The sequence below is a fragment of the Roseibium algicola genome, from assembly GCF_001999245.1.
GTDB classification, from domain to species: domain Bacteria; phylum Pseudomonadota; class Alphaproteobacteria; order Rhizobiales; family Stappiaceae; genus Roseibium; species Roseibium algicola.
Genome location: NZ_CP019630.1, coordinates 2,609,303 through 2,632,927, shown reverse-complemented (window position 1 = coordinate 2,632,927; position 23,625 = coordinate 2,609,303). Strand labels below are relative to the sequence as shown.

The 23,625-nt window shown below is 60.4% G+C and carries 23 protein-coding genes; 13 read left to right on the top strand and 10 right to left on the bottom strand.

What is annotated here, in order from left to right; genetic code table 11:
• Positions 1–4: 4 nt before the first annotated feature.
• Positions 5–991: a 2-hydroxyacid dehydrogenase gene (locus tag B0E33_RS12255; protein WP_023002454.1), complete on the bottom strand. Its 987-nt coding sequence runs from the start codon at positions 989–991 to the stop codon at positions 5–7.
• A gap of 288 nt (positions 992–1,279) precedes the next feature.
• Between B0E33_RS12255 and B0E33_RS12250 the strand changes: the two genes are divergently transcribed.
• Positions 1,280–1,777 carry an SH3 domain-containing protein gene (locus tag B0E33_RS12250; protein ID WP_031269978.1) on the top strand — a complete coding sequence of 166 codons (498 nt, stop codon included), beginning with the start codon at positions 1,280–1,282 and terminating at the stop codon, positions 1,775–1,777.
• A 124-nt stretch (positions 1,778–1,901) separates the two neighbouring features.
• On the opposite strand, the gene fabI is transcribed toward B0E33_RS12250, so the two are convergent.
• The 3 genes from fabI to fabA form a co-directional block, all read right to left on the bottom strand.
• Positions 1,902–2,714: an enoyl-ACP reductase FabI gene (fabI, locus tag B0E33_RS12245; RefSeq protein ID WP_023002452.1), complete on the bottom strand. Its 813-nt coding sequence runs from the start codon at positions 2,712–2,714 to the stop codon at positions 1,902–1,904.
• Positions 2,715–2,724: 10 nt separating this feature from the next.
• The gene (fabB, locus tag B0E33_RS12240) at positions 2,725–3,948 is read right to left on the bottom strand and encodes a beta-ketoacyl-ACP synthase I (RefSeq protein WP_031269976.1); all 1,224 of its coding nucleotides are present in this window, start codon (positions 3,946–3,948) and stop codon (positions 2,725–2,727) included.
• Between the two features lie 139 nt (positions 3,949–4,087).
• Positions 4,088–4,594, bottom strand: a complete 507-nt coding sequence (fabA, locus tag B0E33_RS12235; protein WP_023002450.1) for a 3-hydroxyacyl-[acyl-carrier-protein] dehydratase FabA — start codon at positions 4,592–4,594, stop codon at positions 4,088–4,090.
• Between the two features lie 420 nt (positions 4,595–5,014).
• Here fabA and irrA point away from each other — a divergent pair, with 420 nt between their 5' ends.
• Positions 5,015–5,449: an iron response transcriptional regulator IrrA gene (gene irrA / locus B0E33_RS12230; protein WP_023002449.1), complete on the top strand. Its 435-nt coding sequence runs from the start codon at positions 5,015–5,017 to the stop codon at positions 5,447–5,449.
• Positions 5,450–5,474: 25 nt separating this feature from the next.
• On the opposite strand, the gene B0E33_RS12225 is transcribed toward irrA, so the two are convergent.
• Positions 5,475–5,996: a GNAT family N-acetyltransferase gene (locus B0E33_RS12225; RefSeq protein WP_158514150.1), complete on the bottom strand. Its 522-nt coding sequence runs from the start codon at positions 5,994–5,996 to the stop codon at positions 5,475–5,477.
• Between the two features lie 23 nt (positions 5,997–6,019).
• The gene (nth, locus tag B0E33_RS12220; protein WP_023002447.1) at positions 6,020–6,835 is read right to left on the bottom strand and encodes an endonuclease III; all 816 of its coding nucleotides are present in this window, start codon (positions 6,833–6,835) and stop codon (positions 6,020–6,022) included.
• Between the two features lie 22 nt (positions 6,836–6,857).
• Here nth and B0E33_RS12215 point away from each other — a divergent pair, with 22 nt between their 5' ends.
• Entirely contained in the window at positions 6,858–7,379 is a 522-nt protein-coding gene (locus B0E33_RS12215; protein WP_075282752.1) for a DUF2244 domain-containing protein, read from the top strand.
• Here the strand turns inward: B0E33_RS12215 and B0E33_RS12210 are convergent.
• Both B0E33_RS12210 and mutS read right to left on the bottom strand, forming a co-directional pair.
• On the bottom strand, positions 7,376–8,563 hold the full coding sequence (locus B0E33_RS12210) for an MFS transporter (RefSeq protein ID WP_077291361.1): 1,188 nt from the start codon (positions 8,561–8,563) through the stop codon (positions 7,376–7,378). The two genes, B0E33_RS12215 and B0E33_RS12210, sit on opposite strands and share 4 nt — an antisense overlap.
• 184 nt (positions 8,564–8,747) lie before the next feature.
• The gene (gene mutS / locus B0E33_RS12205) at positions 8,748–11,474 is read right to left on the bottom strand and encodes a DNA mismatch repair protein MutS (RefSeq protein ID WP_077291360.1); all 2,727 of its coding nucleotides are present in this window, start codon (positions 11,472–11,474) and stop codon (positions 8,748–8,750) included.
• A gap of 134 nt (positions 11,475–11,608) precedes the next feature.
• Between mutS and B0E33_RS12200 the strand changes: the two genes are divergently transcribed.
• From B0E33_RS12200 to B0E33_RS12180, 5 genes are all read left to right on the top strand, one after another.
• Positions 11,609–13,891, top strand: coding sequence for an NADP-dependent malic enzyme (locus B0E33_RS12200; RefSeq protein WP_077291359.1), 2,283 nt, complete (start codon positions 11,609–11,611; stop codon positions 13,889–13,891).
• Between the two features lie 176 nt (positions 13,892–14,067).
• On the top strand, positions 14,068–14,355 hold the full coding sequence (locus B0E33_RS12195) for a GIY-YIG nuclease family protein (protein ID WP_062485982.1): 288 nt from the start codon (positions 14,068–14,070) through the stop codon (positions 14,353–14,355).
• Positions 14,356–14,588: 233 nt separating this feature from the next.
• The gene (locus B0E33_RS12190; RefSeq protein WP_023002441.1) at positions 14,589–15,245 is read left to right on the top strand and encodes a phosphoribosylanthranilate isomerase; all 657 of its coding nucleotides are present in this window, start codon (positions 14,589–14,591) and stop codon (positions 15,243–15,245) included.
• 32 nt (positions 15,246–15,277) lie between these two features.
• Positions 15,278–16,483 carry a tryptophan synthase subunit beta gene (gene trpB, locus B0E33_RS12185; protein ID WP_077291358.1) on the top strand — a complete coding sequence of 402 codons (1,206 nt, stop codon included), beginning with the start codon at positions 15,278–15,280 and terminating at the stop codon, positions 16,481–16,483.
• A gap of 328 nt (positions 16,484–16,811) precedes the next feature.
• A complete protein-coding gene (locus B0E33_RS12180; protein ID WP_023002439.1) occupies positions 16,812–16,982 on the top strand; it encodes a DUF1127 domain-containing protein in 171 nt (56 codons plus the stop codon).
• A gap of 12 nt (positions 16,983–16,994) precedes the next feature.
• Here B0E33_RS12180 and B0E33_RS12175 read toward each other — a convergent pair whose 3' ends face one another.
• Positions 16,995–17,246, bottom strand: a complete 252-nt coding sequence (locus B0E33_RS12175) for a hypothetical protein (protein ID WP_077291357.1) — start codon at positions 17,244–17,246, stop codon at positions 16,995–16,997.
• Between the two features lie 219 nt (positions 17,247–17,465).
• On the opposite strand from B0E33_RS12175, the gene B0E33_RS12170 reads away from it, so the two are divergent.
• From B0E33_RS12170 to B0E33_RS12150, 5 genes are all read left to right on the top strand, one after another.
• A complete protein-coding gene (locus B0E33_RS12170) occupies positions 17,466–17,648 on the top strand; it encodes a hypothetical protein (RefSeq protein WP_023002437.1) in 183 nt (60 codons plus the stop codon).
• Positions 17,649–17,784: 136 nt separating this feature from the next.
• On the top strand, positions 17,785–18,618 hold the full coding sequence (trpA, locus tag B0E33_RS12165) for a tryptophan synthase subunit alpha (RefSeq protein ID WP_023002436.1): 834 nt from the start codon (positions 17,785–17,787) through the stop codon (positions 18,616–18,618).
• 92 nt (positions 18,619–18,710) lie between these two features.
• Complete coding sequence (accD, locus tag B0E33_RS12160; RefSeq protein WP_077291356.1) at positions 18,711–19,667, top strand: acetyl-CoA carboxylase, carboxyltransferase subunit beta; 957 nt, start codon at positions 18,711–18,713, stop codon at positions 19,665–19,667.
• Positions 19,668–19,804: 137 nt separating this feature from the next.
• The gene (locus B0E33_RS12155) at positions 19,805–21,121 is read left to right on the top strand and encodes a bifunctional folylpolyglutamate synthase/dihydrofolate synthase (RefSeq protein WP_077291355.1); all 1,317 of its coding nucleotides are present in this window, start codon (positions 19,805–19,807) and stop codon (positions 21,119–21,121) included.
• Between the two features lie 33 nt (positions 21,122–21,154).
• The gene (locus B0E33_RS12150; protein WP_023002432.1) at positions 21,155–22,417 is read left to right on the top strand and encodes a hypothetical protein; all 1,263 of its coding nucleotides are present in this window, start codon (positions 21,155–21,157) and stop codon (positions 22,415–22,417) included.
• A gap of 198 nt (positions 22,418–22,615) precedes the next feature.
• Here B0E33_RS12150 and B0E33_RS12145 read toward each other — a convergent pair whose 3' ends face one another.
• A complete protein-coding gene (locus tag B0E33_RS12145) occupies positions 22,616–23,533 on the bottom strand; it encodes a methylated-DNA--[protein]-cysteine S-methyltransferase (RefSeq protein ID WP_077291354.1) in 918 nt (305 codons plus the stop codon).
• Positions 23,534–23,625 lie beyond the last annotated feature (92 nt).

Genomic DNA, 23,625 nt, shown 5'->3' with positions numbered 1-23,625 from the left:
CGGGTCAAAGCATCGATGGCAGAACACGATCCGGCGGGCGGTGTCCGTCCATGAAGGTCTTGATGTTGATGATGACCTTCTCGCCCATTTCGATACGGCCCTCGATGGTGGCCGACCCCATGTGCGGCAGCAGCAGAACGCTTTCCAGCTTGGCCAGCTTCGGATTGACCGCGGGTTCGTGCTCGAACACGTCCAGACCGGCGCCGGCAAGCTCACCGCTCTCGAGCATCCGGATCAGGGCGTTTTCGTCGATCACCTCGCCACGGGCGGTGTTCACGACGTAGGCATCCTTTTTCAGAAGCTTCAGGCGGCGGGCGGACAGAAGGTGGAACGTTCCCGGCGTGTGCGGGCAGTGGATGGAGACGACATCCATGCGCGCCAGCATCTGGTCAAGGCTGTCCCAGTAGGTTGCCTCAAGCTCTTCCTCGACACTTTCGGCAAGACGGCGGCGGTTGTGATAGTGGATCGACATGCCGAAGGCCTTGGCACGGCGCGCGACGGCCTGGCCAATGCGGCCCATGCCGATGATACCCAGGCGTTTTCCCCAGATCCGGTGGCCAAGCATCCAGGTCGGCGACCAGCCGGCCCAGTCGCCGGCTTCCAGCGCCTTGATGCCTGTGGCAAGTCGACGCGGCACGGCCAGGATCAGCGCCATGGTCATGTCCGCGGTGTCTTCGGTCAGCACGCCCGGCGTGTTGGTGACATTGATTCCCCGGTTGTTGGCACTCACGACATCGATGTTGTCGACACCATTACCGAAGTTTGCGATGAGCTTCAGATTTTCACCAGCCTGCGAGAGGACAGATGAGTCGATCCGGTCGGTAACGGTCGGCACCAGAACATCGGCGGTTCGCACCGCTTCCACCAGTTCCGCCTGGCTGAAGGGCCTGTCATTATCATTGAGACGCGTCTCGAAAAGCTCACGCATCCGTGTTTCCACCACGTCCGGAAGCTTCCGGGTCACCACAACGACAGGCTTCTTTTTCGCCATACCAATTGCCTTTCGCGCTTCGTTGAGGACTTGTTAACCTCAACGGTACCACTTTGACGCTGCGCGTTGCGCGAGCGGATGAGACCACCCCTTTTCCTTACCAGATGGTCCGGCAGAAACAAGGGATCGGTTTCAATCGCTGCGGATCGCCAACCGGCCAAAACGACCAAGCTGGTTTTCGCGCAAATTTTTCGGTAGAGATTTGCCTCAAATCAAAGATCAATAACAATTGGACAACCGGACAATATGGCTCGCTCGTTCCAGGCTACCCGGATCTTCCTCACTGTGATGACATTGCTGTGCGGTCTGCTTGCAACTTCGGTCGCTTCGCAGGCCCAGGGCACCACGACCGGCGCCAGCGGCCTGCCGGTGCCGAGATTTGTCAGTTTGAAGTCCGACCGGGTCAATGTGCGCATCGGGCCTTCGCGCGAACATGATATCGCGTGGACCTTCGTGCAGTCCGGTTTGCCCGTGGAAATCGTCGGTGAATTCGAGAACTGGCGCCGCATTCGCGATTGGGAAGGCAAGCAGGGCTGGGTGTTCCGCTCGCTGCTGTCCAGCCGCCGTACGGCTCTCGTCACCCCATGGGAAAAAAGCGACCGCACACCGCTGCGCTCCCGCTCCCGCTCCGATGCCGATATCGTTGCCGAACTGGATCCCTTCGTGCTGACGACAGTTTCCGAATGTGCCGGAGGCTGGTGCCGGGTCAACGGCGAGAATTATGACGGCTGGCTGGATCAGACCCGCCTGTTCGGTGTCTATCCGGACGAGCTGATCGGAGACTGACCTCCTCCTCCCTCGATTGCCTGGGTTTCCTGATCCCTCATCCTGAGGAAAAAGGAACGGAAATTCTGGAACAAAAAAGGCGGCCAACGGCCGCCTTTTGCATGTTTGGATTGTTGGACAGGCCTCAGTCGGCCTGAACTTCCTGAACCTTGAGTTCTTCCAGACGCGGCATCGACATGATGTTGTAGCCACTATCGACAAAGTGCACTTCACCGGTCACGCCACCGGAAAGATCCGACAGGAGATAGAGGCCGGTTCCGCCGATTTCGTCCAGGGAAACGGTCCGGCAGAGCGGAGAATTGCGCTTCTGGAAGTTGAACATCAGGCGGGCATCGGAAACGCCGGATCCTGCAAGCGTCCGAACCGGGCCGGCGGAAATCGCGTTCACGCGGATGTTCTGCTCACCGTAGTCCACCGCCAGGTAACGGACGGAAGATTCCAGAGCAGCCTTGGCAACGCCCATCACGTTGTAGTTCGGCATGACCTTGGTGGAACCGCCATAGGTCAGCGTCACCATGGAACCGCCATTGGTCATCAAAGCGGCAGCCCGCTTGGCGATCTCGGTGAAGGAGAAGCAGGAGATCAGCATGGTGCGGGAGAAGTTCTCCCGCGTGGTGTCGGCGTATTTCCCGCGCAGTTCCGTCTTGTCGGAAAAGGCGATCGCATGCACCAGGAAGTCGATGCTGCCCCACTCTTCCTTCAACGTGTCGAACACGCTGTCGACCGATGCAATGTCTTCCACGTCGCACGGCACAAGGATCTTGGAACCGACGGAATCCGCCAGCGGCTTGGTACGGCGGCCGAAAGCCTCTCCCTGATAGGTGAAGGCAAGTTCGGCACCGTGATCGGCGAGCGTCTTGGCAATACCCCAGGCAATGGAGTGGTCGTTGGCAACGCCCATGATCAGGCCGCGTTTGCCCTTCATCAGATCAGACATTCAAAACTCCTCAGCCGTGAAAGCGCGACAGCGCGAGCGACGCGTTGGTGCCGCCAAAGCCGAAGCTGTTGGAAAGAACCGTGTCGAGGCCTGCATTGTCCACGCGCTCGGTCACGATCTCGCCCGGCTTCAGGGCCGGATCCAGCTCGTTGATGTTGGCAGACGCGGTCATGAAGTCGTTCTGCAGCATCAGCAGGCAGTAAATGGCTTCCTGAACGCCGGTCGCACCCAGGCTGTGGCCGGTGAGCGACTTGGTCGAAGACACCGGCGGCTGGTTTTCACCGAATACGCGGCGGATCGCTTCGATTTCGCCGATATCGCCGACGGGTGTCGAAGTGCCATGGCTGTTGATGTAGTTGACCTTGCGGTCGCCCAGGGTCGAGGTGGCAAGGCGCATGCAGCGCTCGCCGCCTTCACCGGAAGGCGCCACCATGTCGTAGCCGTCGGAGTTGGCTGCGTAGCCGGTAACCTCGGCATAGATTTTCGCGCCGCGCGCCTTGGCGTGTTCCAGTTCTTCCAGAACCACCACACCGCCACCACCGGCGATCACGAAGCCGTCGCGGGTCGCGTCATAGGCCCGCGATGCGGTCTGAGGGGTGTCGTTGTACTTGGAGGACATGGCGCCCATGGCGTCGAACAGGCAGGACAGGGTCCAGTCTAGTTCCTCACCGCCACCGGCAAACATGACGTCCTGCTTGCCGAACTGGATCTGTTCGGTAGCTGCACCGATGCAATGCGCCGAAGTGGAGCAGGCCGACGTGATGGAATAGTTGATGCCCTTGATCTTGAACGGCGTCGCCAGGCAGGCAGAGTTGGTGGAGCTCATGCCGCGGGTCACCATGAACGGGCCCATGCGCTTGGGCGACCCTTTTTCCAGCACGATCTGGTGTGCCTGGAACAGGTTCTTGGTCGACGGACCACCGGAACCCATGATCAGGCCGGTGCGCGGGTTGGAGATGTCGGTTTCTTCCAGACCGCTGTCGGCAATCGCCTGCTGCATGGAGATGTAGTTATAGGCGGCACCGTCGCCCATGAAGCGCAGCTGGCGCTTGTCGATGAGCGAAGCGATATCGACATTCGGCATGCCGTGTACCTGGCTTCTGAAGCCGTGTTCCGCGTAATCCGGAGCGAAGCTGATGCCGGACTTGCCTTCTCGAAGGCTGGACAGCACTTCTTCGGTGTTTGCTCCGATGGACGACACGATACCCATGCCGGTGACGACAACGCGTCTCATTGCGGTCTCCTATTGTCTTGACTGCACCACAGCTCTCAGGGGGTGTGTCGAGAGCCTGCAGGCACATACATAATATGCAAACCGGCGCCCCCAATGAAAAAGAAGCGCCGGTGCCATCAATTGATCCTGCGAACGGGTGTCAGGTCTTTGCCAGGCCGACGCGCAAATCGGTCGCCTTGTAAATCTGTTCACCGTCCGCCTTCAACCAGCCGTCGGCAATGCCGAGAACCAGGCGACCCTTCATGACCCGCTTGAAGTCGACACCGTATTCCACCAGCTTCACGTCCGGCGTAACCATGCCCTTGAACTTCACTTCACCGGTCGACAGGGCCATGCCCTTGCCTTCAAGGCCCAGCCAGCCAAGGAAGAAACCGGTCAGCTGCCACAGGGCGTCGAGACCAAGGCAGCCCGGCATCACCGGATTTCCCTGGAAATGGCACGGGAAAAACCAGAGATCCGGCTTGATGTCGAACTCGGCGCGAGCGAACCCCTTGTCGAATTCACCGCCGGTTTCGGAAAGTTCCGTGATCCGGTCGAACATCAGCATCGGGGGAAGAGGCAGCTGGGCATTGCCCGGGCCAAACAGCTCGCCGCGGCCGCAGGCGAGAAGTGCTTCATAATCGTAGCTGGAGCGGCGATCGGTCATTCGGGATCCGTGTTTTGTCTCCTGCCAGGGAAATTCCCAAGGCAGGTTCGGTTTGTTTTCGGTTCGTTTGAGGCGCCTTCCTAACACAGGGGAACCATGACCGAAAGATGTCACTTGCGCGAAGTTACTCGGTTTTTTCGGGCGTTTCGCCAAGTTTTGTGCGTATTCGACGTAATCTGCGCATCCGGCTCCGGGACACCGGCTTGCGGCTGTTTGGTCAGCGCTTGCACGAACCTTCCGAACGCGCCGCAGTTGCGCCCTGATTTCCGCTCAGGTTGCCCTTTACGTTTAAAACTTGCATCTTGGGTACAAGAAATGGCAGATATAGGCCAATGTTAGTGAAAACGGCCCGGCGCAACGTTTGCGCGGTATATATTTGCGCCGTTTCAAGAAGCGACCCTGGACCTGGATCGGATCGGAATGACAACACTTGTGGTGCATGAAACCGGCGACAAGAAGAATGTGACCGACATGCTGCGGTCTGCAGGCCTTCGGCCGACGCGCCAGCGTGTCTCGCTTGCAGAAATTCTGTACTCCCGGGGCGATCGCCACATCTCGGCCGAGCTGCTTCATGAAGAGGCGGTCGACGCCGATGTGCCGGTCTCTCTCGCCACGGTCTACAACACGCTGCACCAGTTCACCGAAGCCGGTCTGCTGCGCGAAGTCGCGATCGACGGCAACAAGACCTACTTCGACACCAATGTGTCCGACCACCATCACTTCTTCATCGAAGGCGAAAACCGGGTGATCGACATTCCGGGCGAAGGTGTGGGCATCGGCGCTCTGCCGAAAGCACCCGAAGGCATGGAAATCGTTCGTGTCGACGTGGTCGTACGCGTTCGCGAGAAACGCTGACCGTCACGATTGATTGCGGCGGCCCTCAGGCCAGACCGCTTTCCACATAACGCAATTTCCATTCGTAATAGTCGGAGGTCGTCCCGATCTCCGCCAGATGCCGCTGGCCATCCGGCTCGAAGCCAAGTTTCTTCAGGAGGTTGGCGGAGCGGACGTTCTCCGGATGCGTGATCGCGCACAGCGTGCGCAGCTTCAGTTCCCGGGTAACGAAGTCCAGTACGCTCTGCCCGGCCTCGCGGCCGAACCCCTTTCCGCGGTGGTCTTCCAGAAAGGCAAAACCAAGGTCCGGGTACTTCAGTTCCTTGCGCACCACCAGACCGCACACACCAACCGGTGTCAGCGATGGTTTCAGATCCAGGATCCAAAGCCCGACTCCATGGGCGGCAAAGCGCGCCAGCGTCTTGTTCTTGATGTAGTTGGCCGCGTCTTCCTCGGTCTTGATACCGTGGTCGGCGATAAATCGGATGTAATCCGGCTCATTCATGAGCTGGTGGTAAAAAGCGGCATCATTGCTGGAAGGCAAGCGGAAGCGAAGCCTCTCGCTCACGGGAAATGGTCCAAGCGGGAAACTCACGCAACTGTTTCCTTTTCAATAAGGGCTTTGGTGCGCAGGGCAATATCCGGCACCGCATCAAAAAGTTCTTTCTCCGTGCTCCGGCACAGATCGTAAATCACACAGCGCCGGCACTCCGGTTTGCGCGCCTTGCAGATGTACCGGCCATGCAGGATGAGCCAGTGGTGGGCATGGAGCGCAAATTCCACCGGCACGACTTTCTCCATCGCTTTTTCCACGTCGAGAGGCGTCTTGCCGGGGGCAATGCCTATGCGGTTGCCCAGGCGAAACAGATGCGTATCGACGGCAATGGTCGGGTGGCCGAAAAAGATGTTCAGAACCACATTAGCGGTCTTCCGGCCGACACCGGGCAGCGCTTCCAGCGCTTCGCGGTCTTCCGGAACCTCGCCGCCATGGTCGCGGATCAGCTGCTCGGACAACAGGATGACGTTCTTGGCCTTGTTCTTGTAAAGGCCGATCGTCTTTATTTCCTCCCGCACCCGGTCCTCCCCGAGCGCCACCATCTTTTCCGGTGTGTCGGCAATCTGGAACAAGTGTCTTGTTGCCCGGTTCACACCAACGTCGGTTGCCTGGGCCGACAGCACCACGGCAACCAAAAGCGTGAAAGCATTGACATAATCCAGTTCGCCCTTCGGTTCCGGGTTGTCGGCATGGAAGCGCTGGAAGATCGCAAAGGTTTCCGCCTTCGTATAGCGGGACCGTTTCAGCACCTTGCCGGGGTTGTCCACGGAGGGTGCTTTTCTCCGGGTCTGTTTGGATTTTGCGGGCCGGCGTGCTGCCGCAGTCTTGGAAGGGCTCTTTGCTTGCGTCATCTTCTCTCTATAATCATGCCTCATGAGCGAGAACAATCCGAAACCCCTGCGGGATGGTGAATTGCCGGATCAGGACCGGCCGTTTTTCACTGCCGTCCTGACCCCTCACCGGTCTCTGGGGCCAAACGGATTCCTGGTTCTCATGTGCTTCTTCGGCGGTGTCAGTTTCATCGCCGGTATTCTGTTTCTGCGTATCGGCGCCTGGCCGGTTTTCGGGTTCTTCGGACTTGATATCGCGCTGCTCTGGTTTGCCTTTCGGATGAACTACCACTCCGCCCGAACTTTCGAGGAAGTGGTCGTCTCGCGGCACGAGATCGCGATCCGCAAGGTTGGCCCGGGCAAGAAATACCAGGAATACCGTTTCAATCCCTTCTGGGTCCGCCTGACGGTGGACCGGATCGAGGACGAAGGGGTCGTCAAGGTGACCCTCCTCAGTCGGGGTGAACAGGTCGATCTCGGCAATTTCCTGAATCCCGATGACAGAACGAGTTTTGCCGGTGCCATGGCCAATGCGTTGTCCGTCGCCAAGTCAGGCGGTGTCTAGGCTCCTTCTTCAATGACTTTGGGCTGCACCTTGAGCGTTGCAAGCAGAACGGCCAGGGCCGCGGTTGCCGAAAGCGCTGCGGTGTAAAGCACGGTCTGAAAGCTGGCCGCACTGGCGATGAAACCCATCGAAATGCTGCCGATCATGCCACCGAGGAACAGGCTGTTCATGTAAACCGCCGTTGCCCGGCCCGGCCGGTCCGGTGCGAAGCTCTGCACGAAGCTGATCGCGACACCGGCAAACAGGCCATAATAAGTCCCTTCCAGTACCGCGATGGCCAGCACCTGCCAGAGTGCGGTCACCTGGGCAAACAGCACCATGCTGACCGCGGCAAGGCACGCTGCCAGCATCAGCACTTGGCGAACGCCGATGCGCTCGGCAAGGCGAACCGAGCCGAAGATGACAAAGACTTCCAGCAGGCATTTGACCGACAGTGCCAAGCCGGGTGTTGCGCCGGGCAGATGTGTTTCCTGCACGAAGAACAGCGGCATCGCCGAGACGAACAGCGAATTGGTGATGACAAAGCCAAGGCAGGTTAGCCCGGCAATCTGAAGACCCCAGTTGATCGGCGCCTTGCCGTTTGTCTTGGAACGCTCTCGTGCTGACCTGAAGTCCGCCGGAACGACAATGTACCAGAGCATCAGGTAGACAATGCCGATCGCAAAGGCGCACAGGAAGGCGGCGGCAAAGCCGAAGGCTGCAACCACCGAAAAGGAGACCGCCGGCCCGATCATCCATGCAAGTGAAACCATCATGCGCAGCCAGGAATTGACCCTGGCAACGTCCATGCCCTCCTGTTCGGCAAAAAGGCGGCCGAAGGTAAAGACGACACCCGCGCCCATGTTGGAAAGGCTCATCAGGGGGGCGATCAGAACGAGCAGCATCACCAGACTGCTGATCTGAGTCAGCAGCGCGGCGAGCGTGATATAGGCGACAACAGAGACGACCAGCAGGCTCTTGACCGGGAAACGGTTGTCCAGCCGTTCGCCTGCCCATCGATTGACGGCCAGCGTCAGCGGCATCACCAGACCGGAGTAAAGACCCACCTGCCAGGGTTCGGCGCCCAGCCCTTCCACAATGAAAAAACTCATCAGCGGCACCAGCGCCGAAACGCCGAGGCTGTTGGTGAATTGAAGAAGCAGAATCAGCAATGCCTGTCGGGGCAGTTGCAGGAGGGACAACATGACGATCGCCGGAAAAGTGAAATAAGCAAGAATTACAACCTAACTGGGTTGTATCGCCTCGTCACCGCTTTTTTTGCCGAACGCGCGTCTGCCGATTGCGCAGCCCGTTTCGGAAAGTTTCGAAAACCAGACATTCCCGAACGCTATCGTCACTCAAATCAGCGGCACAATTCGAACCTGACAACTAGTCGTCCGGGGTCAATCGCAATGTCTTCAGCCGGTACAGCGCTTCCAGCGCTTCGCGCGGGGTCATGTCATCCGGATTGATTGCCTCGAGAGCGACCGAAACAGGATCGGGTTCCGCAAACCCTGCCGGAGCGCTGGACGCAGGCGCGGTCAGGCTGGCGAAAAGCGGCAGTTCGTCGATCAGGCTCTCAGCCGGCGAGCGGCGGTCCTGCTCTTCCAGCTGGCTGAGCACCTGCTTGGATCTTTCGACGACGGATACCGGCAGACCAGCCAGCTTGGCCACCTGAATGCCGTAGGATCGGTCGGCTGCACCGGGAACGATCTCGTGCAGGAAGATAACGTCGCCCTTCCATTCCTTCACCGAGACGGTGGCATTTGAAAGCCGGGCCAGCTTGGCGGAAAGGGCAGTCAGTTCGTGGTAGTGAGTCGCAAACAGGGCACGGGACCTGTTGACCTCATGAAGATGTTCGATCGTCGCCCAGGCAATCGACAGGCCGTCGAACGTCGCCGTTCCACGGCCGATTTCGTCCAGGATCACGAGTGAGCGGTCACCGGCCTGATTGAGGATTGCAGCGGTCTCGACCATCTCCACCATGAAGGTGGATCGGCCACGCGCAAGATCGTCTGCCGCGCCGACGCGGGAGAACAACCTGTCGACCACGCCGATATGGGCTGCTGCTGCCGGCACATATCCGCCCATCTGGGCCATCACGGCAATCAGTGCGTTCTGGCGCAGGAAAGTCGATTTACCGGCCATGTTCGGACCGGTAATCAGCCAGATATGGCCGATATCCTCGTCCGCTTCCGGACCGAGATTGGCATCATTGGCAACAAAACTGTCGCCGCCGGACTTCTTCAGCGCCTTTTCGACCACTGGATGACGTCCACCCTTGATGTCGAAGGCGCGGCTGTCATCGACCACGGGCCGGACATAGCTTTCTTCCTGGGCAAGTTTCGCAAGCGCCGCCGAAACATCCAGAATGCTGAGGCCGTGGGCAGCGGCCTTGATTGCTTCCCCTGCGTCGATGATCGACTTGGCAAGCCGGTCGAAGATTTCCAGCTCGATGGCAAGCGAGCGTTCGCCGGCACTGGCGATCTTCGATTCCAGATCCGCCAGCTCCGTGGTGGTGAAGCGCATGGCGCCGGCCATGGTCTGGCGGTGGATGAACCGACCGGGATCTGCGGTCAGCTTTTCCGTCTGCGCGGAAGGCGCCTCGATGAACCAGCCGAGCACATTGTTGTGCTTGATCTTCAGCGACCTCAGGCCGAGTTCTTCCGAATAGTCTGCCTGAAGCTTCGCGATGACCTTTCGGCTTTCGTCGCGCAGGGAGCGCAGTTCGTCCAGATCGGCGTTGTAACCGGTGGCGATGAAACCGCCGTCGCGTTTCAGAAGCGGCGGCTCTTCTTTCAGCGCCGTCGTCAATTCGCTGCCGAGATCGTGCGGAGCCTGTTCAAGACTGGCGCGCGCAGCAGCGATTTCCGCCGGAATCGTTCCCGCCGTCGCACTGGTCTGGTCGAGCACTGCCCGCGCGGCCTCAAGCCCCTGGGCAACCGACAGAATATCGCGCGGCCCGCCGCGGTTGAGCGCGATCCGCGACAGGGCCCGGGCCATGTCCGGGGCGCCTTTCAGCGTCTGGCGCAGGCCTTCGCGCATGATTTCGTTTTCAAGAAAGAAGGCAACGCCGTCGAGCCTGTGCTGGATCGCATCCACATTGACCAGCGGTCCGGCCAGGCGGCTGGCGAGCAGGCGTGAGCCGCCGCCTGTCACTGTCCGGTCGATCGTCGCCAGCAGCGAGCCCTGCTTTTCGCCCGAAAGCGTGCGGGACAGCTCCAGATTGGCCCGGGTTGCCGGATCGATCAACATGCGCCCGGCGCCGGCCTCGCGCACGGGCGGATCCAGCGGCGGGCGTTCGCCGAGCTGGGTCTTCTCGATGTAGGCAAGAATGCCGGCGGCGGCGGAAAGCTCCGCCCGGCTAAAGGTGCCGAAGCCGTCGAGGGTCTTCACACCAAAGTAATGCGCAAGCCGGTCCGTGGCGGTGGAACTGTCGAAAAAGGCACGCGGCACCGGTGACAGCGCACCACCGGCCTGTTCGGCGGTCAGGCGCAACTCGCTTTCCTGCAGCAGATTGTCCGACAGGATCAGTTCGCGCGGGGAAACCTGGGCAAGGTCGGCGGCAAGGCGCTGATGATCGGTTTCCGACACCTGGAAGGAGCCGGTGGACATGTCGATCCAGGCAAGACCATAGACCGCGCTGCCGTCCAGCGAGCCGCCCTTCAACCGGGTCAGCGCCATCAGGTAGTTGTTGGCACCGGCATCCAGCAGGCGCTCTTCCGTCAGCGTTCCGGGGGTAACGAGACGCACGACATCGCGCCGGACGACGGATTTGGAGCCGCGTTTCTTGGCCTCGGCCGGATCTTCCGTCTGTTCGCAGACCGATACCCGGTGCCCCTTGGCAATCAGCTTGTTGAGATAGTCGTCGGCTGCATGCACCGGCACCCCGCACATCGGAATGTCGGCACCCTGGTGCTTGCCGCGCTTGGTCAGCGTGATGCCGAGCGCGACGGAGGCGACTTCGGCGTCTTCGAAAAACAGTTCGTAGAAATCGCCCATCCGGTAGAACAGAAGGCTGTCCGGATTGGCAGCCTTGATCTCCAGGAACTGGGCCATCATTGGCGTGACCTTGCTGTCCGCCGGGGTGATTTCTTGCGCGCTCTGTCCACTCATGCCTGATACCTAGCAAACTGAGCGGACCATTCCACCAAGGGCCTATTCCATCTTGGCTTGAGGCTTCATTTTCCAGGGGATAAGGTCGTGCTCCCGCCCCGTAAAGAGAGCGCGCAAGAGGAAACGCCCAAACCATGTCCGCCGACAAGAAACCGACCAAGACCAATGTCAGCTTCACCGACCAGGAAGCGCTGCAATTCCACCAGGAAGGCCGCCCCGGGAAGCTGGAAATTGCGCCCACCAAACCGATGGCGACCCAGCGCGACCTGTCGCTGGCCTATTCGCCCGGCGTGGCGGTGCCGGTGCGGTCGATCGCGGAAGACCCCAGCCGTGCCTACGACTACACCACCAAGGGCAACATGGTTGCGGTGATTTCTAACGGCACGGCCATTCTGGGCCTCGGCAATCTGGGCGCGCTTGCCTCAAAGCCGGTGATGGAAGGCAAGTCCGTCCTGTTCAAGCGCTTTGCCGACGTCGATTCCATCGATCTGGAAGTCGATACCGAAGAGGTCGATGAATTCATCAATGCGGTCCGCTATCTCGGTCCTTCCTTCGGCGGGATCAACCTGGAGGACATCAAGGCACCGGACTGTTTCATCATCGAACAGCGTCTGCGCGAACTGATGAACATTCCCGTCTTTCACGACGACCAGCATGGTACGGCCATCATCGCGGCGGCGGGTCTCATCAACGCCCTTCACCTGACCGGTCGCGATATGAAGGACACCAAGGTGGTCTGCAATGGCGCGGGCGCGGCCGGCATTGCCTGCATCGAACTCGTGAAGGCAATGGGCATTCCGAACGAGAACGTCACCCTCTGCGACACCAAGGGTGTCATCTACAAGGGCCGCGAAGAGGGCATGAACCAATGGAAGTCCGCCCATGCGGTCGAAACCAAGGCGCGTTCGCTCTATGACGCCCTCAAGGGCGCGGATGTCTTCTTCGGCGTTTCTGCAAAAGGCGCGTTGACGCCCGACATGCTGCGGGTCATGGCACCGAACCCGATCATTTTCGCCATGGCCAATCCGGACCCGGAAATCACGCCGGAAGAGGCGGCGGAAGTGCGCGACGATGCAATTGTCGCGACCGGGCGTTCGGACTATCCGAACCAGGTCAACAACGTGCTCGGCTTTCCCTATATTTTCCGCGGCGCGCTTGATGTTCAGGCCACCACGATCAACGACGCCATGAAAGTTGCCTGCGCGCACGCACTGGCAGAACTGGCGCGTGAGGAAGTGCCGGACGAAGTGGCAGCGGCCTATCGGGGCAACCGGCCGAAGTTCGGTCCGGAATACATCATTCCGGTGCCCTTCGATCCGCGCCTGATCCACACCATTCCACCCGCGGTCGCCCAGGCAGCGATGGAGTCCGGCGTCGCCCGCAAGCCGATTGTCGATATGGAGGCGTACAAGCACCAGCTCTCCGCCCGCCGCGACCCTGTCGCCGGCACCTTGCAGAGGATCTTCTCCAAGGTGCGCCAGCAGCCCAAGCGGGTCGTCTTCGCCGAGGGCGAGGAAGAACCGGTCATCCGCGCAGCGACAAGCTTCGTGTCGCAGGGCCTGGGTGAGGCCATCCTGATCGGCCGCGAGGACGAGATCAAATCCATGGCCGAACGCGCCGGCATCGACATCGACCGGCCGGGCATTTCCATCCAGAACGCGCGGCTTTCCAACCGCAACAGCGACTACGCGCAGTATCTCTACGGCCGCCTGCAGCGCCGGGGCTACCTGCTGCGCGACTGCCAGCGCATGGTCAACAACGACCGCAACTACTGGGGTGCGATCATGGTTGCGCGCGGCGACGCTGATGCCATGGTGACCGGTCTGACCCGGAACTATTCCGTCGCCCTCGATACCGTGAAGGCCACCATCGATCCGAAGCCCGGTCACCGGGTCATCGGCGTGTCGCTGGCACTGGCCCGCGGCCGTACCGTTCTGATCGCCGATACGGCGGTGATCGACATGCCGACATCGGAAGAACTGGCGGACATCGCCGAGGAAGCGGCGCATGTCGCACGCAAGTTCGGCTATGAACCGCGTGTTGCCATGCTGGCCTATTCCACCTTCGGCCACCCGAAGGGTGAACGTTCGGAAAAGGTCATCGAGGCGGTCAAGATCCTCGAACGCCGCCGGGTCGACTTCGAATACGACGGCGAAATGGCCGCGGACATCGCGCTCAACATGGATCGAATGGCCGCCTATCCGTTCTGCCGCCTCTCCGGTCCGGCCAACGTTCTGGTCATGCCGGCGTTCCACTCGGCATCCATCTCCACCAAGATGTTGCAGGAACTGGGCGGCGCCACGGTCATCGGCCCGCTGCTCGTCGGCTTCGACAAGTCGATCCAGATCGTTCCCCTGGGGGCGAAGGACAGCGACATCGTCAACATGGCCGCCATCGCGGCGTTCAATGTGACGTGAGGTGGTTGATTTTTCCGCTGAATTAGGGGACCCCCGATCCCGGGTCGCGCTTTGCTTGCCCGGGATGACGACTGAAAGGTTTTTACCAGACCTGTCGTCGTCATCCCGGACGCAGCGCAGCGGAGATCCGGGATCGGGGAGCCACCCAACCTCTCGAATCCCGGAGTGACCATCGCTTGACAGCCTGGGTCTATATCCTCGCGTCGCGACCGTTCGAAACTCTTTACACGGGCGTAACGACGGACTTGGCCCGCCGGGCTTACGAGCACCGCGAAGGTCTGATTGAGGGTTTTTCCAACCGATACGGTACGAAATCCCTGGTCTGGTACGAACAGCACGAAGAGACCGGGGCTGCGATTGCCCGCGAAAAACAGATCAAGCGTTGGCGCCGACAATGGAAATTCGATCTGATCGAGAAGATGAATCCGGGCTGGCAGGATCTCTATCTGGAGCTCAATCGGTAATCATTGTCCGGACACCTATCGTCGTCATCCCGGAGGCAGCGCAGCGAAGATCCGGGATCGGGGAGCCCCAAAGCGCTGCCGCAACACACATGGAAATCCAAAGTCCGGTGTCTCGTCGTACTCAAGCTGCAAGTCACTCGACAGGGGTGCGATAGCGTGCAATTGCGCCTTTTCTCGTCGGGATAGCTAATCTTTTTTGACAAACCCTGCCCCAACGGCGATACCTCGAAACCATGTCGGATATTAAAGTCAAAATCTGCGGTCTTTCGACCGAGGACACCATGGCGGCGGCGCTGGATGCCGGTGCGGATATGGTCGGGTTGATGTTCTTCCCGAAGAGCCCGCGTCATGTGTCGCTCAGCCAGGCCTGCCGGCTGGCCGATATGGCGCGCGGCCGGGCGGAGATCGTGGCGGTAACCGTCAACATGGATCTCGACGGCCTGTCCCGTATCAACGAGCTTGTGAAACCCGATACCTTCCAGTTTCATGGCGAGGAAGCTCCGGAAGCCCTGGCAGCGGCCAAGGTGATGCAGGGCACCAAGGTCATGAAGGCGATTTCGATTTCCGACCGTTCAGATCTGGAGCAGGCGCACTATTATGCTGTTGTGGCAGATCGTCTCCTGTTCGATGCCAAGCCGCCGAAAGGGTCCGAACTGCCCGGCGGCAACGGCGTGTCCTACGACTGGACGATCCTGAAAGACCTTGACCTGAAGAAGCCCTTCATGCTTTCCGGAGGACTTGATCCGGAGAACGTCGCCGAGGCGATCCGTTTGAGCGGCGTCAGCGAGGTGGATGTTTCCTCCGGCGTCGAGCGGGAAAAGGGCGTCAAGGACAGTGGTCTCATTCGCGCATTCTTGGCGGCGGCCAAGGGCGTCAAGGTTCCGGGCTGAAGCCCGGGTGAAGGAGTAAACGCGTGAACGATATGGCTAACAGCATCCGGACCGGTCCGGACGATCGCGGGCATTTCGGTATTTTTGGCGGCCGCTATGTTGCCGAAACGCTGATGCCGCTGATCCTGGACCTGGAACAACACTACAAGGACGCCAAGAACGATCCGGCTTTCAAGGCCGAGATCGAGACGCTGAACAAGCACTACACCGGCCGGCCATCGCCGCTTTATTTTGCCGAGCGTCTGACGAAGGAACTCGGCGGTGCCAAGGTCTATTTCAAGCGTGATGAGCTGAATCACACCGGATCGCACAAGATCAACAATTGCGTCGGTCAGATCCTGCTCGCCAAGCGCATGGGCAAGACCCGTATCATCGCGGAAACCGGCGCCGGTCAGCACGGTGTCGCGACAGCGACAGTCTGTGCCCGCTTCGGCCTGCCCTGCGTTGTCTACATGGGCAAGACCGACGTGGAACGGCAGAAGCCGAACGTCTTCCGCATGAAACTTCTGGGCGCGGAAATCGTGCCGGTGACCGCCGGTGCGGGCACCTTGAAGGACGCCATGAACGAGGCGCTGCGCGACTGGGTGACCAACGTCGAGGACACCTACTACCTGATCGGTACTGCCGCGGGCCCGCATCCCTATCCGGAAATGGTGCGCGACTTCCAGTCGGTGATCGGCAAGGAACTGCGCGAACAGATGATGGAAGCCGAAGGCCGGCTGCCGGATGCGCTGGTTGCCGCCGTCGGTGGTGGTTCCAATGCCATTGGCCTGTTCCATCCGTTCCTGGACGACAAGGACGTCAAGATTTACGGCGTCGAAGCTGGTGGCCGCGGCCTGCAGGGGGAAGAACACTGCGCATCCCTGACCGCAGGCAAGCCGGGCGTTCTGCACGGCAACCGCACCTACCTGTTGCAGGACGGCGACGGCCAGATCCTGGAAGGTCACTCGATTTCCGCCGGTCTCGATTATCCGGGCATCGGGCCGGAGCATTCCTGGCTGAAGGAAATCGGCCGTGTGGACTATGTACCGGTCATGGACGACGAGGCTCTGGAAGCTTTCCAGATGCTGACGCGCGTTGAAGGCATCATCCCGGCGCTGGAGCCGGCCCACGCGCTGGCCCATGTCGTGAAACTGGCCCCGCAGATGGACAAGGACCAGATTATCGTCATGAACCTGTGCGGCCGGGGCGACAAGGACGTCTTTGCCGTTGGCCAGATGCTGGGCTTCGATCTCTGACAGCCCGCTTCGAACGGAACCCTGGAAAACCGCGTATCGAAAGGTGCGCGGTTTTTCTTTTGGCCGGTCCGGAGAGTCATCCCCTCCGCCAAGAGAAAGACCTGGAGCCTGCTGGTCATCAATGCGGGTTTTGGATAGGGCCGACGTTCCGCTTTGACCGCGATGACAACGCGGCTTGCCACCGGCCCCTAACGCCGGTTAACCAGCCCCGCCAGTTTGGAAATGCTGCAATGCAAACTTGTGCGTTGTGAATCCGCCGGGAAAGACTAAATCAGCCGCGAATGAAACAGGGTCGGCGCTATTGCCGGCCGCTTGAGGAAACCCCGAAATGGCTTTCGATCTTCTGACCGGCTTCGTCCGCGACTTTCGCGCTTCCCGCAAGGTTGCCGGCGAAATCGCACGCATGAACCACCTGAACGACGCCCAGCTTGCCGATCTCGGCCTGGAACGCAGCGAAATCACCAGCCGCGCCTTCGCCCGTCATTTCAAACGGCGCTAAGGCTGCAGCCGGTCAGGCACTGCGTTTGTAAGCAGCGCGCGGTGGCACGGCTATGGGTTTTGCCGTCAACATGGCTTCCAGCAACTGCTGGCGGCCCCGGGCGTCCAGACCGGTCGCCTGTTGTGCCAGCACCGGCTCTGATTGCGCGGAAGAAACTTCGGCAACACCCTTGCGCTGGGCAAAACCCAGGTGAAGATCCCTCATCCGGCGCCACAGCTTTTCAGTGAAAGGCTGAGGAGCGGGTTCGAACAGGGAATGGGCCATTTTCAGCTCCTTATTTGTTTGGTGGCTCAGTGGTTCGTTTTACAATAAGTGCACGCAGTGCATTTTTCTAGGCGCAATTTGTGCACATTTCGCCTATCAGCCATGCATTTTTTGCGGGTCTGACCCGCGCTTCCACAGCTTGCTGCACTGCGAAAAAGCCATAAGGTGCGGCCCGGTTGCGATTCCGGATCGCGGCATCAATCTTTTTTGGTTTTTGAGATGAGCACCTTGCAGGCCCTCCATATCAGCGCGCCATCGGCAGCGCCCCTCGCCACCGTGTTTCGCGGTGCCGGAAACCCGTTCACGCGCTCCGGCCGGGCGAAGCCCATGGGCAGCGAACATGTCTACCGGGCGGATGCCGCCCTGCGCGCTATCGGCCTGATCGACTATCCAAGCCGCTGACCGGTCTGGGTTCGGAGCCTGTTTCAACGCTCCGAATCTGCATGAGACAATTGACATTGCACGCACTGCCCCCGTACATCGCTGAAACGGAAACGCCCCGGAGGGTCCCGGACGGCGCGAAAAAGGGTAGCAGTGAATGACGGATACGCGTATCGACCGCCGTTTTAAAGCCTGTGCGGATGCCGGCCGGCCGGCCTTGGTCACCTTTATCACCGCAGGCGATCCGGATCTGCAGACCTCGCAAGCCCTCCTGAACGCCCTTCCGGCAGCAGGTGCCGACGTTATCGAACTCGGCATGCCGTTTTCCGACCCGATGGCCGAAGGCATCCCGATTCAGCTTGGCAACCAGCGTGCGCTGGCTGCGGGGCACACCATGGACAAGACCCTGGACATGGTTCGTGAGTTTCGCAAGCAGGACCAGGATACGCCGATCATCCTGATGGGGTATTACAATCCGATCTACGTGCGGGACCCGAAGGTTTTCGTGCAAGTAGCCAAGGACGCTGGTGTCGACGGCTTCATCATTGTCGATATTCCGGCAGAAGCAGATGACGAACTCTGCATTCCGGCCCTGGAAGCAGGTCTCAATTTCATTCGCCTGGCAACACCCACCACTGACGACAAACGTCTGCCTGCCGTTCTGGCCAACACCTCCGGTTTCGTTTATTACGTCTCCGTGACCGGCATCACCGGCGCCAATATCGCCGACACCGGTCGGGTGACCACCGCGGTCAAGCGGATCAAGGGCCATACGGACCTGCCGGTTGCCGTCGGTTTCGGCGTGAAGACCGCAGACCAGGCAGCGGAAATCGGCAAGGATGCCGACGGTGTCGTGGTCGGGTCGGTTCTGGTCAATGCCATCCGTGACAGCCTCGATGAGGCCGGCAAGGCGACTGACAAAACCGTTCAGACCGTCGTCGACCTGGTGTCCGACCTGGCCTCCGGATGCGCCCGGTCAAGAACAGCCTGACTGGTCAGCCATCGGCTGGTCTGAATTGAAGGATTTCGGACGGACCCCATATCTCCGTCCAATGGTAACTCGAGTAGCGGGACGCGTTTGACGTGAACTGGATCAATTCTATCGTACGCCCCAAGATCCGTGATCTTTGGAAAAAGCGCGAAGTTCCGGAAAACCTTTGGATCAAGTGTCCGGAAACCGGTGAAATGGTGTTTCACCGGGACCTGGAAGCCAATCTTTGGGTGATCCCGAATTCCGGTCATCACATGCGCATCCCGGCGCGCAAACGCGTTGAGGCTTTGTTTGACGGAGGCAAATACACCGAGGTCGATACCCCGGAAGTGCATGCCGATCCGCACAAGTTCCGCGACAGCAAGCGCTACACCGACCGCCTGAAGGAAGCCCGCACCAAATCCGGCGAAGACGAAGCCGTGATCGTGGCCCAGGGCCAGGTCAACGGCATGCCGCTGACCATTGCCGTGCAGAACTTCGATTTCATCGCCGGCTCGCTCGGCATGGCCGCGGGTGAAGCGATCCTTGCCGGCATGCTGAAAGCGGTCGAGGACAAGACGCCTTTCGTCATGTTTGCCGCTTCCGGCGGTGCACGCATGCAGGAAGGCATTCTGTCGCTGATGCAGATGCCACGCACCACGGTCGGTGTGCAGATGCTGCGCGAAGCGGGACTGCCCTATATCGTCGTCTTGACCAACCCGACCACGGGTGGCGTCTCGGCCTCCTACGCCATGCTTGGCGACGTGCACATTGCCGAACCGGGCGCCCAGATCGGCTTCGCAGGCCGCCGCGTGATCGAACAGACCGTGCGCGAAAAGTTGCCGGACGATTTCCAGACTGCCGAATATCTTCTCGACCACGGCATGATCGACATGGTGGTGCCGCGCCAGAAGATGAAGGAAACACTGGCACGCATCTGCGGTATCCTGATGAAGCGGGAAGTCGAACTGCCGAAGCTTGAAGCGCCGAAGGAGCCGGCACCGGAAGCCGAAGCCAAGCCTGCCGAAGCGGCTGCGGAGCCTGCCAAGGGCGCGGAAGCTGCCAGCTAGGTGGCTTCGTTACACGAATACGTCGCGAAAGCGGCCTGACACGACATTTCCGGGCTGTCCGCTTGTCTCGCGGGCGGCCTTCCCGTAAAGGCGTTAGTCAAACGCAACCGGGAAAAAGGGACCCTGCGGAGGGCGCCTTGGATCAAATCACGAAAATTCTGGACCGTTTGCTGGCGCTGCATCCGAAGGAGATAGATCTCTCGCTCGGTCGCATGTACCGCCTGCTGGAAGCGCTCGGGCATCCCGAACAGCGCCTGCCGCCGGTGATTCACGTCGCCGGTACCAACGGCAAGGGCTCGGTTACCGCCACCATGCGGGCGATCCTGGAAGCTTCCGGAAAACGCTGCCACGTCTACACCTCGCCGCACCTGGTTTCCTTCAACGAGCGCATTCGGCTCGGCTCGAATGGCAAATTCGTCTCCGATCCTGTCCTCTATGAGGCCCTGCACCGCTGCGAAGAAGCCAATGGCGGTGAGGAAATCACCTTTTTCGAGATCACCACCGCTGCTGCCTTGCTCCTGTTCGCGGAAAATCCCGCAGATGTGCTGCTGCTTGAAGTCGGTCTCGGAGGCCGTCTTGACGCGACCAACGTGATCGACCGGCCGCTTGCCACGGTGATCACCCAGGTTTCGATGGACCACGAGAAGTTTCTGGGTGACGACCTGTCGGTGATCGCTGCCGAAAAGGCCGGTATCATCAAGCCGGGCGTGCCGGTCATCTGCGCTGCGCAGGAAGACAGCGCCATGGCAACGATTGCGCGTCAGGCAGCGCGCAACAAGGCGCCGATCGAAGTGTTCGGGCAGGATTTCGCAGCGCAGGAAGACCAGGGCCGCATGGCGTTTCAGGACGAGGACGAGTTGATCGACCTGCCTGTGCCCGTGCTTGGTGGCCGTCACCAGTTCTCCAATGCGGCTGTCGCCATTGCGGCGTTGAAGGCGGCGGGCATGTTGCCGAATGGCGATACGATTGCCCACGGCCTGAAAACGGTCAACTGGCCCGGACGGCTGCAGCCGATCACCAGCGGACCGTTGCATGACCTGTGCCCGGAAGGGTCGGAAGTCTGGGTCGATGGTGGCCACAATCCCGGCGCGGGCATTTCGATCGCCCAGTTCATGGGCGAACAGGAAGAGCGCTCACCCCGGCCGCTTTACCTCGTGTCCGGCATGCTGACGACAAAGGATCCCGTCGGATTCTTCCGTCCGTTCCACGGACTGGCACGCCACGTGGGCACCGTGCCGATCACCACGACACCCACCGCAAGGGAGCCGGAAGACCTGGCCGATCTTGCCCGCTGTGCGGGACTTGAAGCGACGCCGTTTCAATCACTGGACGCAGCGCTGGCAGATGTGGCAGCTTGTGCGGCAAAAGATGGCGAGCCGCCCCGGATCCTGATTTGCGGGTCGCTCTATCTGGCTGGTGAAGTTCTGGCGCGCAGCGGTCTGGCGCCGGTCTGAGGCGTCACCGGCCTCTGCCCGAGGAGGCCCTGAATGTTCGGTTTTGAAACCTGTCGCCCAAAGCTCGCAGGCGCTTTCCTGGGCGCTCTGCTCTTGAGCGTGCCTGCAAACGCACTCACCGAACAATATGAAACGCCACCGGAGCAGGATCCGGCCACACTTCTTGACGGCAAGGAACTCGGTCCCGGCTATGCGGTACTCTCGCCGGTGCGCGGCGACGGTTTCCTGCGGATTTATCAGGTTCAGACCGATCTCGGCGTCGAGCAGATCGAAGGCGACGGCATGCTCAAGCTGCGCCTGCACGAAATCCAGGTACTGATTGCCCTCGACAGTCTGAAAAACGACGCCAGTTTCGTCGACGGCCTCAAGCAGGCGGCCATGAAGCCGGTCGAGTTTGTCGAAAGCACGGTGACCGATCCTGTGGGAACCGCAAAGAACACCGTTTCGGGTGTCGGCCGCATGTTCGGCCGCCTCACCAAGGGCGTCGAGGCCGCAGTCAGCGGCAAGGGCGGCTCTCCGGCGGAACTTGCCAAGTCGATCACCGGCCAGGCCAAGGCCCGGCGCGAACTTGCGGTCGATGTGGGTGTCGATCCCTATACGTTCTACCGGCCGCTATCGGAAAAGCTCGACGAAACCGCCAGCGTGACCACGGCAGGCAACTGGACGGTAAGCGCAATTACCAGCCTCCTGCCCGGTGGTATCATCGTCAATGCCGCGCGGCAGGCAGACAATTTCCGCAATCTCATCGTCGACAGCACGCCGACCGAGCTGCAGGAACGCACCTCCAGCGTTCTTCGCGCCGTGGGCGTGCCCGAGGTGACGAACGCCAAGCTCATGGGCAATCCGTTCTACACGGCGTCGGAAAAGGCCGCGATCGCCTATCAGATGCAGGCAATGCCCGGTGTGAAGGACCTTTACCTGATTGCCGAAAAGGCGGCTGATGCCGACAGCCGGGATCTTGCCTATTTCCAGCTTCGTCGTGTCGTTCTCATGGAAACCTACAACAGCACGGTTTCGCCGCTGGGGGACATCAAGCTGGTGTCCGGCATTCCCGTCGCCCTGCGCCGTGACGGCATCGCCGCCATCGTCATGCCTTTCGATCATGTGGCCTGGACCCAGACCGTGGCGCAGACCTTCTCCGCCATGCACGAAGGCCTCGGCACCTTGCCCTTCCCGCCAACGGGCGTCGACTTCCTGATCACCGGCGACGTCACGCCCATGGCCGCCGAACGCATCGCCGCATTCGGCTGGGAAATCACCGGCAACTATCCGATGCCGAAGGGGCCGGTGTTTTAGGACATCCGGCTGTCATTCCGGACAAGTGAGGCAAGCCGAACGCAGATCCGGAATCCAGATGCTTTTCGCGCCTAAGGCGCGGCCGCTTCTTCTTTCAAGCGGGTTTCGCTTCGCTCATGCTGATGTCTGGATTCCGGATCTGCGCGCATCGATGCTGCGCTTGTCCGGAATGACGGACAGTGGGTTCATTTTGCCCCCTCAAACACACTCCAGAACCGGCCCGGACAAGCCGCTTTCCCAGCCGAGGATGGCGCGTTTGCGGGTGAGGCCCCAGTGGTAGCCGCCGAGTTTGCCGCCTTTGGCGAGCACCCTGTGGCAGGGGACGACGAACGAGAGCGGGTTGCGGCCGACTGCGGTGCCGACAGCGCGGGATGCCTTCGGGTTGCCGAGGCAGGCGGCGATGTCGGAATAGGTGGTAGCCTTGCCCATCGGGATCTTCAGCAGCGTTTGCCAGACCCTGATTTCAAAATCGGTACCAATCATAACGATGTTGAGCGGTTGATCCTCTTGCCACTTTTTCGGATCGAAGACGCGCCGGGCAAATTGCACCGTCGCATCCTGATCTTGGACGAAAGCGGCTGCGGGCCAGCGCTCGCACATGTCTTCCAGGGCAGAGGTTTCCTCGCCCGGATCGGCAAATCCCAGACCGGCCAAACCCTTGTCGGTGGCCATCACCAGAACCTGGCCGAAAGGGGATGGATGAAAGCCGTAGGCAATTGAAAGACCCGCGCCACGATTGCGGTAATCGCCAGGCGTCATGGCTTCATGGGTGACGAAAAGGTCGTGCAGCCGGCCGGATCCCGACAGGCCCACTTCGTAGGTTGCGTCGAGAACACTGGCGGACTCGCGCAGCAGCGCCTTGGCGTGATCCAGCGTGATTGCCTGCAGGAACTGCTTTGGCGTCAGTCCGGCCCAGCGCGAAAACACACGTTGTAGCTGGATGGGTTGAAGACCGGCTTCCCTGGCCAACTGGTCCAGCGTGGGTTGCTCGCGCCAGTCTTCGGTGATCCGTTTCAAGGTGCGGCGAACGACGTCGTAGTGCTGTGCAGCCTCCTCGCCGATGGAGATCGGGGTCGGTTCGGACGTCAGGCTGGTAAGGTCGAGCGCTTTGGTCATGGCGGTTTCTTCATGCTGAACTTGAAGTCTGCTCCGATCTTAGTCGGCGAACAACGGGGGATCGACCCGATTTGCGATCCGTCTCATGATCC